We start from the raw sequence: 13,570 nt of genomic DNA on the forward strand, positions 1-13,570 counted from the left end.
TCTAACTATATATTTGAGTATAAGGCATTTCTTCTTTTAGAATTTCAACTTGCTTTTTGGTATATTTACTATTTGTTATATCTAGTTTCTTTAACTTAGTCAAGTTTTGTAAAGAATTAGGTAACTCTTTGATTGATGTATCATTTATATAGAGCTCATTTAGATTCAGAAGATTAGCTATTTCTTGGGGGACTTCTTGAACTGGATTCTGATTTATTGCTAAAACCTGAAGAGATTCTAAATTACCAATCTCAGAAGGTAACTTTGTAAGTTTATTCTCAAATAAATGTAAAGTTTCTAGATGTTTCAATGTACCTATAGAACTTGGAATGTTTTGTAATAAATTTTCAGAAATATATAAAGAAACTAATTGTTTGAGTTCATTTATCCAAGTAGGAATATATTTAATTTTGTTTTGCGATAAATCTAAGTTTTCTAAGTTTACCATACCTTTTATACAAAAAGGCATTTCATCTAAATTATTATTGTGAATGTATAAGCTTTCTAAATTTTCTAGATTCATCAATTCTTCTGGCAATTCTTCAATTTGATTATTACCCACATCTAAAAAATTGAAATTATATTGATAATTTCCAATAGAACTTGGTATCTCACTTAGCTGATTATTATTTATACGTAATGAATTTAATTCAAAAAGTGAACTACCTATGCTTTCGGGCAATCGTTGAATTTGATTATTACTAAGAGATAAATTTTTGAGCCAAGTAAGGTAGCCTATTTCTTCAGGTAACTCTTTAATAAAATTATTCTCTAATTCTAATATAGCTATATTTTTACATTTTAGAATAATAGTTGGGATTCTTGTAAGCCTATTGTTTTCCAAGAAAACCATTCCAATACTAATATTTTCGTTGTTTAATGAAGGTAAATCTTGTATTTGATTATCCCCAAGACTTAGTACCCTTAACTTAGGTAGTAGAAAAAGAGATTCAGGTATATTTTGAATATTACAATTTGTAAGATGTAAGGCTTCTAGATTCTCAAAATCTTCTATCCTATTAAAAAAGTCAGAAACATCTTTCTGATGATCTTGAATCCTAACAACATTCCTAGGATTTGTTGCTGAAAGTTCCTGAAGTGTATAATATTTCATGGCACCATAATTTTTATTAATATAAAAAAAAGGCTCTATATGAAATTACTTGCAAAGTTTTAAATTTTTTCTAAATGTGCTACTTTACATATTGAAATTATAGACAATATAGTAGGCCTTTAAAGAATTTTATAAAATTGATTCGTTTTGTGTTTAGTAAAAAAAATAAGATGCAAGTAATTTTATAAAGAACCAAAAAATATTGTGTAGTACAAAAAGCATTTCTTAAAAGAAAAAGATAACAGTACTTTACTAGTGCTCCGTAATATTTTTCAGTTATTTGACAACCTTATCTGATTTTTGGAGGATACCAGAATATTGGAAGATGCTTTAGCAAAAACGATCCCAATTGTTTTAGGTTTCTTAGCCTCACTCTTAGGCTTAGGCGACATCTCTAAGAAAATTAGAGAGATTATTGAGAGGATTTAAGCACCTCATCAAAGAACCCCATGGGAAATTGTAATCGGAAATTCCACGTTAAATTAAGCATTGGAAAAATTTGAACAGGGAACAAGATATGGAAAAAGAGGGTTTAAAGGTGAGCCTCTTGATCCAAATACTAATTTAGATGGATTTGAAGACCTAGATGTTGGCTGTACTAAAGAAATAGATACCCACGGTGGTATATCTAATGGGGCCCCTCAAGCAACATTAAATAGAAAACTCAGTAGCCTTACAGAACAAGTTAGAGAATTTATTACGGAGCTTAAAGACAAATTACATTCTAAGATTATAATGATGAAATCTAATTTAAATAAAAAACTTTTTAACAAAGCATCAGAACTTAATTTAGAAGAAATGAAAGTGTTGGTAGAAAAAGGAGCTGATATTTTTTCATTGGATGAATATGATGAAAGCTTACTTGGGGTAGTTGTGAAGATAGAAAATGCAGAAGAATGTATCATTTATTTACTGGATAATGGATTTGATATTAACTCTCAGGAAAATTATTTGAGTCGTACCGTACTAATCATTGCTTGCAGTTATTCTAATCCGAATAATGTAGGCCTATTGCTCAAAGAAGGAGCCGACCCTAATTTAGTTGACGAAAATGGTGATAGTGCTTTGACACAAGCTGCCGCAATAGGGTGCTTAGAATGTATTAAATTATTAATAAGTTATGGTGTTAACATCAATGAAATAAGGCAAGGACGCACTCCATTAATGGTTGCCTTATATAATCAAAATGATAATTTAGAAATGGTTAATTTTTTATTGGAAAACGGAGCTGATATTAATGCCGAAGGAGGATACGGCACTGCCTTATGGACGGCAATCTCGTATGAAAATCTTGATATGGTCAAATTTTTGATAAATAAAGGAGCTAAAATTGAAGGAATTAAAAATATTCAGAACGAAACCACTCTAGATTTTGCAGAGCGAGTAGGAAATAAGGAAATTATAGAATATTTGAAAAGTTAATTAAATCAGTTACACTACCATAGGCAATTTAGAAGATATAATGAGATGGCATATTAAAAACAACTAGCAATAGATGGACATTATAAACGAATTAAAGAAACAAGTACCTCACGGAACTAGGCCTGTGCCACTTGGTTCAGCTGCTATAGGCGATGAAGCAGCTTTTATAAGCATAAGAGGGATTGACTTACAAGGAGTTGAAATCCCAGAATTTGTATTAGGGGACCATAATCCAGGACTTTATGAACTACGGATAGAATCTTGCAAGTTGGAAAAAATTCCAGAACCAGTTTTTCAAAAGACAGCACTTAGGACATTGCAATTAGATAACAATGATATTATCTCTGTGCCTGCTGAAATCAATAAATTAAGATATTTATATCTTCTTTCATTAGCTGAAAACAAGCTCGTTGAAGTTGATCCAGCCATTTGTCAACTTGAACAACTAACCTATCTTGATTTAAGAGAGAACCAACTAAAAAGTATTCCAGATTGTTTAAGAGAATGTAAACAATTAGAAAGCCTAAGTATTGGTAATAACCCTCTTACAATTGTTCCTCCCTGGATTGGTAATTTGATATCACTTGAACGTTTAGATATTTCAGCATTATTTCAACACGAATTACCCGATTGGCTTTTGAACTTAACAAATTTAGATGATCTACGTGTTGATGGTAATAATTTAACTGAATTACCAGATACAATAGCAAAATTAAAAAAGCTCACAACGCTCTCATTGTGTCATAATCCCATAGAATTTATTCCAGAAGTAATTTACAAACTTCCGCAATTAGGAGAACTTTTTTTGAATAATACACAAATTAGAGAATTGCCCACTAAACTCTTAGAAATGGAAAATCTAAATTATATAGAAATCTGCAATAGTGAGTTGGTTGATCTACCACAAATTTGGAAAGAACAACAAAAGATTACTATAATAACCAAATAGGTTAAAAGGAAAAATGAACTATACTAAAAAATTTGAAGATTTATTAAACCAACTAAAAGATAATCCTTACATTAAGGTAGATACAGAATTCCTTTCACTTAGTTTAGATGATGAGGATATTGAAGACCTAAAAGATTACTATAAAATCCGTGAGATGCCAGAAAGTGTATTGGCATTTTATAGGCAAATGGACGGAGTAGAAATAGAATGGCATTATGAACCTAATAATGGACAAAATTTCTTAAAAAAACAACATAATTATGATGATTTAGATTATATAAAAGGGGTAATCAATATCCCTAATTTGGGAAGTTTACTCAATTATGATAAGTTTTTAGACAATTGGGCTGATACTATAATTGAGGAAGAAAAAGAAGATTTATTCAATTTTCGTCATATTGATGATAATGATAACAATGATTGGATAAGAGTAGGTTTCATTATTGAAAATGGAGCGATAACAGATAAATTATATTACTTAAAGAGTGGAAGTGACGGATTTTGTTCTTTAGAATGTACTTTTGCAGAGTACATTGACGCTTTAATTCAAGCCAAAGGTTTTGTAGGATGGCAACAAACTTTTACTATTAGGAAAGAAGAACTTCTTAGAAACAATAGCAGCTTATTTTTTTACATCCCACAACTATTCCCCGGTGAGAAACTTGACAATTTTATGTAGAAGAACTGAAATAGTCCACCTCCTTTGCAGAAACAGTTTACAACACAGTAGCAGACATCGCGGCAGGCAACGTATTCCCCGGAACCGATTTGAGTGGAGCATTATTCTTCCTACACATTGAGTTGGAATTTCGCCAACAACCTGAAATTCAACCCCTTTGTTTTTCCACCTCATTCCATAAAAATCCATACCTTAAGCCCAGTACTAAAAATCAACCCGTATGAAATTCCGTTTGCTGTTCTTGGGCCTTGTTGTTCTGGCCACCTATTCCTGTAAAAAAGAAGCCTCTCCTGCTTCCCTAATTAATTATCAAGGTGATGAAACCTATACCGTCATAGTTGGCGAAAACAAGGTAGGACATCTCAAGACCCACATTTCGGGAGATACCATTCTCATTGACTATGACTACAAGAACAATGGACGTGGACCAACCATGAAAGAAACCATCGTGCTCAACGCTGATGGCTTTCCAGTTCATTGGAACATAACCGGGAACACCACTTTTGGCAATGCCGTTGACGAGGAGTACAATTTGGATGGCCAAAATGCCTCGTGGACCGATGCCACGGGTTCAGGCAATGCCACAATTGAAACCCCAAAACTATACGTAAATCAATTTGGAAGTCCGTACGGGGACGCTTTGACAGCCAGAGTACTGCTCCAAGCCCCGGAAAATACTTTGGAGGTCCTCCCGGCAGGTCAACTGACCTTGCAAGAAATGGAAACTTTAAGTGTTCCCAACCCTTCAGGTGATAGTGAATTGACCCTGACCTCCTATGCCCTATCCGGCGCAGGGTTGGACCCTTCTTATTTTATATTGGATGATGCCCAGCGTTTCTTTGCCTACATCACCCCTCGATACATTGCCATTCGGGAAGGATATGAGGCCGTGGAAAAGGATATGCGCGAACTCTCGGAAAATTATTCCGCCGATCGGTATGAAAACATACAAAAAGAGTTTGCCCACAAGTATGATGGTAAAGTACGCATTCGCAATGTCCGCGTTTTTGACCCAGAAGCTTTGGCCTTGTCCGAACCGGTTTCCGTAGTGGTCGATGGCGAACAGATTGCCGCCATTGAGGCTCCTGATGCCCAAGGCAGTGAAGGTGAGGTTGAAATCGAGGGCAACGGAGGTACCTTGGTGCCCGGTCTTTTTGAAATGCACGCCCATACCGGAGATGACGATGCCTTGTTGAATATTTTGGCAGGGGTCACTTCGTTCAGGGATATGGGGAACGATACCGAAGTGTTGAGCAACCTTATTGAAAAAATAGAATCTGGAGTGCTGGCCGGACCACGTGTTACCCGTCTCGGCTTTATTGAAGGAAAAAGTCCGTACAACAGCAACAATGGTATTTTGGTGGAAAGTAAGGAAGAAGCCTTGGCCGCCGTGGACACCTATGACAGTTTGGGCTTCTATGGAATCAAACTATACAATAGCATGAATGGGGATTGGGCTCCGGACATCGTTAAAAAGGCCCATGACAAGGGTATGTTTGTTACAGGACACGTACCTGCCTTCTCCAATGCCAATGCCATGCTCAGGGCTGGTTTTGATGAAATGACCCACATTAACCAAACCATGTTGGGTTGGGTACTGGAGCCAGAGGAGGATACCCGTACCCTATTGCGCCTAACGGCCATGAAGCGATTCCCCGAGTTGGACTTGAACAGTCCCAAGGTACAGGAAACCTTGGACCTTTTTGTGGCCAATAACACAGCAATAGACCCCACCTTGGCCATTCATGAGTTATTGATGCTCTCCCGAAACGGTGAAATTTCTCCCGGCACCACAGATTTTATAGACCACTTACCTCCCAACGAGCAACGCGGTTTTAAAGTGGCCATGGCACAGATTGCCGATGAAGAGGAGGACAAAGCCTACAAGGAAGCCTATCAAAAAATTGTGGAGACCATTACCCTTATGAAAGAAAAAGGCATTTTTATAGTCCCTGGAACCGATTTGGGCGGGGCGTTCTTCCTGCACCGCGAACTGGAGCTCTACCAACAACTGGGCTATACTCCTGCTGAATTGCTGAAATTGGCCACCTACGACATGGCCCAATACCTCGGAAAGGATAATCTGGGCAGTATTGCACCCGGAAAACTGGCCGATTTCTTTTTGGTGCCCGGTAATCCTGCAGAAAACATCAAGGATATCAAGACCATTTCATTGGTATCCAAAGGAGGTACGTTTTACTATCCCACAGAAGTGTATCCCGCGTTTGGGATACGGCCTTTTACGGAAAAACCGGAAGTCAAGCAGTAGCATGACCCTATTTTTTCCTTTCATCTAATATTTTTATTAAAAATGTAATTTTTATCCTACATTTAAATATATGGTAAAAAAAATCGGCCTCACCTTGGGGAGTATTCCCTTACTTTTCTTTTGTCTTGTATTGATAAGCAGCTGTTCAAAAGGGGATTCCCCAACAGAAAAAGAACCTGTGGGGCAAACTCCGGAACCTGAGCCGGAACCCGAGCCAGATCCAGAACCTCCTCCCTATTTTACTTTCACCTCATATTGGACTACGGAAGACACCAGTGAAATGGACAATTGGATAATCATACATGATTCCGAAGGGAATCTATTGGATTATAAACCTTATGAAGGTGGGGATATGGTAGAGTTCAGGGCAGAAGATGAAGAACCCACAGGAAAGATTACCGTCACCATCCTTCAAAATGAACCCTATACGCATTATTTTGATGTGGATGGAACCTCTCAATCATGTGAAGGTACCGAAACCTCGGCCACAACTTACCCGGATATCGCCATTGGGAGCCATTGGGAAAAAGGAAGGTATATTCCCTCCAGTGTACAACCAAGTCCAACACCAAACAATCTGGGAGAATTCACTTTGACCTTGGCCAATGTTCCTGGTGAATATCCAATTCTAAACAATTCGGGATGGAATCTGGATAATGACAACGCAGGTAACATCACCACCCTCAAATACATAGAGTTCGGCCACAACAATCAAGCTACATATGATGGAGGATTTACTACGGTGAGCACCGAACAGGTGAAAAACTGGGAGAATTCCACCTATATGATGAGTGTGCTGCATGAAGATGAAGGATTGAAATACCTCTTCTTCCAAAATCCTGAAGTAGGCCATGACCTAACCTTGGATTATGCCGACTTTCAGAGCTTTGACAGTTACTCATACCTTCCTGCAATCCCATCAAATGATGATTATACGGTTGCCCTTAGAGCTTTTGAGAACGAAAACAGCTTCAAGACAGATGTAGGCTACTTTTGCATCTACATCAATGATGTGAACAATGGTATGCAGATACCCTTTGGGTATTTGGACCGCTTCACCCATTACAGAAGTGACGTGCGGATAGTGCGGGACAATACGGAATATAAATACACCCTATTTGGTCCTAAACCGGACATTAGTTCCTATCCCGAAAAACCAAGTGTAAGCTACACCCTTGAACAGATCAATGGGTTTGATTTGGTTACCGACCTCAATTACATAAGAAGAATTGATAACTGGGCAACACCCTGGCCAACCTCTGGGGAATTTTGCCACAGTACAAGATGGTCCGTGGTAAGCAATCCACAAAATTACCCCGTGATAAACGAGTTTCCCGAAGAATTGCTCACCAAGTATCCAGATATGGCCCCTTTAGATGAAATTGAGTATTCCGGGTCAATTTTTTATATAAAAGGGAGAGACTATGCGGAGCATATCCGTTTTGAATTTGATTCCTATTATGACGATACCATCCAATATGGCCAAGAAGTTGAAAGCTTCTGGGTAAAAAAAGAATAATCGAAACCTTTACCATGAATAAAAAATCCAACCTCGCCCCAAAAGTTTTTTTGCTTTTATTTTTCAGTTTGTTTTTGGCCATTGGCTGCTCCAAGGAAGAAGCCCCTGTTGAAAAAGAGCCCGTGGGCTCAACTCCAGACCCGGAACCCGAACCCGAGCCAGAACCCGAGCCAGAACCGGAACCAGAACCTGTGGTTTATTTTACCTTTTTATCTGATGGAACAATAGAAACTGACAACGAGGATAATTGGGTCATTTTGTATGATTCCAACGGGGATATTTTAGACCATAAGCCCTATGAAAGTGGACAGACATTGGAGTTCACGGCCTTGGACTCGGAACTGACAGAAACATTTACCGTTACCCTATTCTCTTACAGGGAACTAACCCGATACTTTACTGTAGACAACGTAAGTATGTCTTGTGATGGTTCTCAATCCAATATCATGTCTTATCCCGGCATTTCCAAAGGAAGTAGTTGGGTAAAATCCAGATACCAGACCAGATTGCCCGGAAATCCTTTTAACAATTTGGGATCTTTCACATTGACTCTAGAGAATATTCCAGGACAATATCCAATACTCAATAACTTTATAAGTAACGTGGGGAATGTGAATTCAGGTAACATATCCACTCTACGATTCGCTGAATTTGGAGCTACCGCCGAAACCTCCCAAAACGGTGGATTCACAAAAGTTATTGAATATGCGATCAACAATTGGGAAGACACTACCTATATGATGAGTATCCTACATGCCGATGAAGGTTTAAAGTATCTCTTTTTTCAGAACCCCGATGCGGGCAGTGACCTGACCATTGACTATGGAAATTTCCAACCTTTCGACAGCTATGCTTATTTTCCTGTGATTCCTGAAAACGAACGTTATACCTTGCAAATGGTAGGATATGAAAATGAAACCAGCTTTAAGACCCATACCGGGTATTTTTGTCTGGAAGTCAACGATGTTAACAATGGTATGCAGATTCCCCTAGGTTTTCTGGACCGATTTACGCATTACAAAACTTTTTTTAACATGACAATTGATGAAAATGCACGCTACCATTACCACCTATTGGGACCAAAGCCCAATATCACTTCCTTACCCGAAAAGCCTAGTATAAGTTTTACCCAAGACGGCATCAATGGCTTTGATCTTACAACGAACACCAGTTATGTAAGAAGGTCTGATTATTTTGGAGGTTCGGAACCATTGGGCACTGATAATTGCAATATCACCAGTTGGGGGATAGAAAGTGACCCAGAAAATTATCCAACACTATCTGCTCTTCCGGACGAGCTCTATACCATGTATCCCGATTTGATTCCTTTTGATCAAATGGAGTATAAGTCATCCACGATTTACCTGCAGGATAGGGATTACCCAGAGTTTCTACGTAATGAATTTGACCCTACCTATGACCATATTTTACAATATGGGGCAATTGGAGAATATTTTACCATAACACGGGAATGATTATTTTTAAGTACGCTATCGCCCGAAAATTATGATATGCGGTCAAAAGATATGGCTGACCTGCATGGGCTTTTGTGTTTGACCAACCAACCATAGTTTATGAAACGTAGGCCATTTTTTAAAAAAACCACTGCCGCCCTAATGGGGGTGGGACTTACCTCGGAGGCTTTTTCAAGTACTTTGGGGAAGAAAACCAATAAACCCCTAAAGGTCTGTACCACCGTGGAACAGGAAAAAGTCTTTTTCTATGCCGAGGTCATCCATGAATCCATTAAGGTGGTTCATATTGCCGACACCCATTTATTCAAGGATGATGATAGGGGAATACCTTATCAAGAATATAGTGGCCGAATGGCCAAAGCCTATAATCAGACCACCCATTTTAAAACACGGGCACAAACCGATCCTGAAGAAGCCTTTGAAGAAACCCTGGCTTTCGCCAAAAAAGTCAATGCCGATGTGATCACCTTGGTCGGGGATATTTTTAGTTTCCCCTCCGAAGCGGCCATTGAGTGGGTATTGTCAAAATTGAAGGAAACCGGCATTCCCTACATCTACGTTGCTGGGAACCATGATTGGCACTACGAGGGCATGGAAGGATCCTTAGAGGATTTACGCGATACCTGGATCCAGAAACGGTTATTGCCCCTCTACCAAGGAAACCATCCTTTGATGGCCGCTTATGACATCAAAGGGGTGCGATTTTTGGCCATCGATAATTCCACCTATCAAATCAATCAGGAGCAACTGGCATTTTTTAAGGAGCACGTAGCCAGTGGGGTTCCCTTGGTCCTGTTGGTACATATTCCCATGTATGCTCCCGGAAAGAGTGTTTCCTTTGGCTGTGGGAATCCAAATTGGAATGCGGCCACTGACCGGAATTTTAAATTGGAACGGCGCCCCAAATGGCCGGAAAAGGGGCATAGCGCCACCACGCTCAACTTTCATAAGGAGGTTTTCAATGCCCCGAACCTCTTAGGCATATTTACGGGTCACATCCATCAAAATTCCTTGGAAGCCATTAAAGGGAAACCTCAAATAGTAAGTGATGACAATGCCAGTGGAGGCTATTTGGATATAAGCTTTTTGCCTTTGGCGGAACAGGACAAACAACTGATTTCGCAACTGTGACTCCATAAATACCTCAATCCATTGATTCCAAGGTATTTTTCCATTACATTTATGATTTTGCCAACACCTATGTTTGAAAAAGGGCCAATCCGATTTCATTACAAGAGATTATAACCATTCCAACCACCATGAAAACCAAATTTAACCTCCTAATCCTAATGCTTGCCGTATGCGCAGCTTCATGCACTAAGGAAAAGAGCACCCGAATGCCCAACGTGATTCTTATTATGGCCGATGACATGGGGTACGAATGTATTGGGGCCTATGGTTCCACTTCCTACCAAACTCCCAACATCGATCAAATGGCCTCACAGGGCATCCGTTTTGCCAATTGCGTCTCCCAACCCCTATGCACGCCTTCCAGAGTAAAGATCATGACAGGCAAATACAATTACCGCAATTATGATCATTTTGGACATTTAAACCTTTCAGAATACACCTTTGGGAACCTGATGCAAGATGCAGGATACGAAACCTGTATTGCCGGAAAATGGCAATTGAACGGTTTGGCCTATAAGGACATCATATCGGATTGGAATGACAATACCAGGCCCAACAAGTTTGGATTTGACGAATACTGCCTATGGCAATTGACCAAACAAAGAAGCGATGGTGGGCGCTATGCCGACCCCTTGATCGAACAAAATGGACAAATCTTGGACCGCAATTCGGATGATTACGGCCCGGATATTTTTGCCAATTATATTCTGGATTTTATTGAACGGAAAAAGGACCAACCCTTCTTTGTATACTACCCCATGGTCTTGGTCCATGACCCATTTGTTCCCACCCCGGATTCCCAGAATTGGAATGATTCCGAAAACCGATATAAGAACGACACCACCTATTTTAAGGACATGGTTGCCTACACCGATAAGATTGTGGGCAAGATTGTTCGCAAACTCGAAGAATTACAACTGGATGAAAACACACTGATCATTTTCACAGGGGACAATGGCACCCATCCCTCCATTACATCACAACTGGTCGAAGGCGCTGTTCAAGGAGCCAAAGGAAACACCATAGATGCAGGCACCCATGTGCCCCTAGTGGCCTATTGGCCCTCTCAAATCAAAGAAGGTAAGGTTTTTAATGACCTGATAGAATTCAGTGACTTTTTCCCAACATTTGGAGATATGGTCAAGGCTGAGGTCAGTTCCGATGGGAAAAGCTTTTATCCGCTATTGACCGGAGGGGCATATACACCAAGGGAAACCGCATTTGTTCATTATGACCCCCAGTGGGGCAAAAATGTAAACCGGTATCGAAATCAATTTGTGCGTTCGTTGGATTATAAATTGTACCCGGACAGCACGTTTTATCACCTGAGCAACGATTTATTGGAAAAGAATCCCTTGTTTTCAGATTCACTTACCACCGAACAAGTGGATATTAAAACTGCTTTGGAAAAGGAATTGAAACGGCATCCAGATTGGAAATAATATTGTAGAATTTATAGACTGAAATCAGTGGACTTTCCCTAGTACTTGCGCCACTTCTGCGTGAGCTCAAAGACCTTGTTCAGGATATTTTCCTCAACCTCGTCAAACTCCTTGCCCCTGCGGGCCATCATCACCTTGGCAGCCTCAGAAGCTTTCTTGGGATGGTACTCCTTAAACCCTGATGCTCCGCCCCAACTAAAACTTGGGATAAAATTCCGAGGGAATCCGGGCGTGTAGATGTTACTGTTCACCCCAATGACCGTACCCGTGTTGAACATGGTATTGATGGCCGTTTTACTATGGTCGCCCATCATAAGGCCACAGAACTGGAGCCCTGTATGGTCAAATGATTCGGTATCATAATTCCACAACCGGACCTTGGCGTAATTGTTCTTTAGATTGGAATTGTTGGAAGCCGCCCCTATGTTGCACCATTCTCCCAAAACGGAGTTTCCCAGATAGCCTTCATGGCCTTTACTGGAATGTCCAAAAATAACCGAGTTGTTTATTTCCCCACAAACCTTTCCATAAGGTCCAACAGTGGTAGGGCCATAAATCTTGCCGCCCATTTTTACAATGGCGTGGTCGCAAAGGGCAAATCCACCGCGGATAAGGCTTCCTTCCCAGATTTCGGCATTTTTACCAATATAGATAGACCCCTTAGTGGCATTCAAGATACTGTGTTCCACCGTAGCTCCTTCCTCCACAAAGATTCTCTCCGGGTGTATCAGGCTATTGGTGTCCGATATGGAGGCACTCTTCCTACCCTTGGTCAGTAATTCAAAATCAGCTTCCAAGGCCTCTCCATTTCTACTGAAAATATCCCATGTATTTTTTAGGGCAAAGACTTCCACTTTATATTCAACCCTTTCATAATCATCCAAGAGGAAAGGTTTTTCCGGTTCGTTTGTCCCGTAGGCGACCACCTCGTCTTTGTAGACCAAGGCTTGCCCCATCCCCAACTGTTTTATCTGTTCCACTAATGGGGCATCAGGAAGGATATTCCCTATGATCACTACATTCTTATCTGCGGCAACAAGTGGGAACTTTACAGAAAGATATTCCTCGGTACGGAAACTGACTTGCGTCTGCAACCATTTTTCCCACTTCTCCCGTAGGGTCAAAATCCCTATACGAATCTCGGCCACGGGCCGGGTAAATGTGAAGGGAAGCATCGCTTTTCGGTAATCACCATCAGAAAGGATATAGTTCATATCGCGTATTTAGATTGCCCTAAAATTAAAAAACGCCCCTGATAAAGCATCAGGAGCGTTCATATATTTCGTTGAAAGTAAGGACCTACTCGGCCTTCTTCTCTTCTTTCTTGAATTTCTTGTACTTATTCTTGAACTTATCGATCCTACCAGCAGTATCCACCAATTTGGTCTTACCGGTGTAAAAAGGATGCGAAGTTCTTGAGATTTCCAACTTTACCAAAGGATACTCAACACCATCAACGGTGATGGTCTCTTTCGCTTCTGCAGTGGATTTGGTGATGAACACATCCTCATTGGACATGTCTTTGAAAGCCACTAATCTATAATTCTCTGGGTGTATACCTTTTCTCATC

The 13,570-nt window shown here is 39.9% G+C and carries 11 protein-coding genes; 8 read left to right on the forward strand and 3 right to left on the reverse strand.

What is annotated here, in order from left to right; translation table 11 throughout:
- Position 1: 1 nt before the first annotated feature.
- Entirely contained in the window at positions 2-1,114 is a 1,113-nt protein-coding gene (locus ACPD8L_RS05470) for a leucine-rich repeat domain-containing protein (RefSeq protein ID WP_423942412.1), read from the reverse strand.
- Positions 1,115-1,603: 489 nt separating this feature from the next.
- On the opposite strand from ACPD8L_RS05470, the gene ACPD8L_RS05475 reads away from it, so the two are divergent.
- From ACPD8L_RS05475 to ACPD8L_RS05510, 8 genes are all read left to right on the forward strand, one after another.
- Positions 1,604-2,536, forward strand: coding sequence for an ankyrin repeat domain-containing protein (locus ACPD8L_RS05475; protein ID WP_423942413.1), 933 nt, complete (start codon positions 1,604-1,606; stop codon positions 2,534-2,536).
- A gap of 73 nt (positions 2,537-2,609) precedes the next feature.
- Positions 2,610-3,485 carry a leucine-rich repeat domain-containing protein gene (locus ACPD8L_RS05480; RefSeq protein ID WP_423942415.1) on the forward strand — a complete coding sequence of 292 codons (876 nt, stop codon included), beginning with the start codon at positions 2,610-2,612 and terminating at the stop codon, positions 3,483-3,485.
- Between the two features lie 13 nt (positions 3,486-3,498).
- Complete coding sequence (locus ACPD8L_RS05485) at positions 3,499-4,164, forward strand: hypothetical protein (protein ID WP_423942416.1); 666 nt, start codon at positions 3,499-3,501, stop codon at positions 4,162-4,164.
- A 220-nt stretch (positions 4,165-4,384) separates the two neighbouring features.
- Complete coding sequence (locus ACPD8L_RS05490; protein ID WP_423942418.1) at positions 4,385-6,433, forward strand: amidohydrolase family protein; 2,049 nt, start codon at positions 4,385-4,387, stop codon at positions 6,431-6,433.
- 70 nt (positions 6,434-6,503) lie between these two features.
- Positions 6,504-7,952 carry a hypothetical protein gene (locus ACPD8L_RS05495; protein ID WP_423942420.1) on the forward strand — a complete coding sequence of 483 codons (1,449 nt, stop codon included), beginning with the start codon at positions 6,504-6,506 and terminating at the stop codon, positions 7,950-7,952.
- Between the two features lie 14 nt (positions 7,953-7,966).
- Positions 7,967-9,427: a hypothetical protein gene (locus ACPD8L_RS05500; RefSeq protein WP_423942422.1), complete on the forward strand. Its 1,461-nt coding sequence runs from the start codon at positions 7,967-7,969 to the stop codon at positions 9,425-9,427.
- Between the two features lie 99 nt (positions 9,428-9,526).
- Complete coding sequence (locus ACPD8L_RS05505) at positions 9,527-10,558, forward strand: metallophosphoesterase family protein (protein ID WP_421809645.1); 1,032 nt, start codon at positions 9,527-9,529, stop codon at positions 10,556-10,558.
- A 128-nt stretch (positions 10,559-10,686) separates the two neighbouring features.
- The gene (locus ACPD8L_RS05510) at positions 10,687-12,000 is read left to right on the forward strand and encodes a sulfatase family protein (RefSeq protein ID WP_421809646.1); all 1,314 of its coding nucleotides are present in this window, start codon (positions 10,687-10,689) and stop codon (positions 11,998-12,000) included.
- 38 nt (positions 12,001-12,038) lie between these two features.
- Here ACPD8L_RS05510 and ACPD8L_RS05515 read toward each other — a convergent pair whose 3' ends face one another.
- Positions 12,039-13,214, reverse strand: coding sequence for a GlmU family protein (locus ACPD8L_RS05515; RefSeq protein WP_421809647.1), 1,176 nt, complete (start codon positions 13,212-13,214; stop codon positions 12,039-12,041).
- A gap of 85 nt (positions 13,215-13,299) precedes the next feature.
- A complete protein-coding gene (locus ACPD8L_RS05520; protein ID WP_116217997.1) occupies positions 13,300-13,569 on the reverse strand; it encodes a type B 50S ribosomal protein L31 in 270 nt (89 codons plus the stop codon).
- Position 13,570: the final 1 nt, after the last annotated feature.

The sequence above is a fragment of the Flagellimonas algicida genome (assembly GCF_049629585.1).
In the GTDB taxonomy this organism is placed as follows: Bacteria; Bacteroidota; Bacteroidia; order Flavobacteriales; family Flavobacteriaceae; genus Flagellimonas.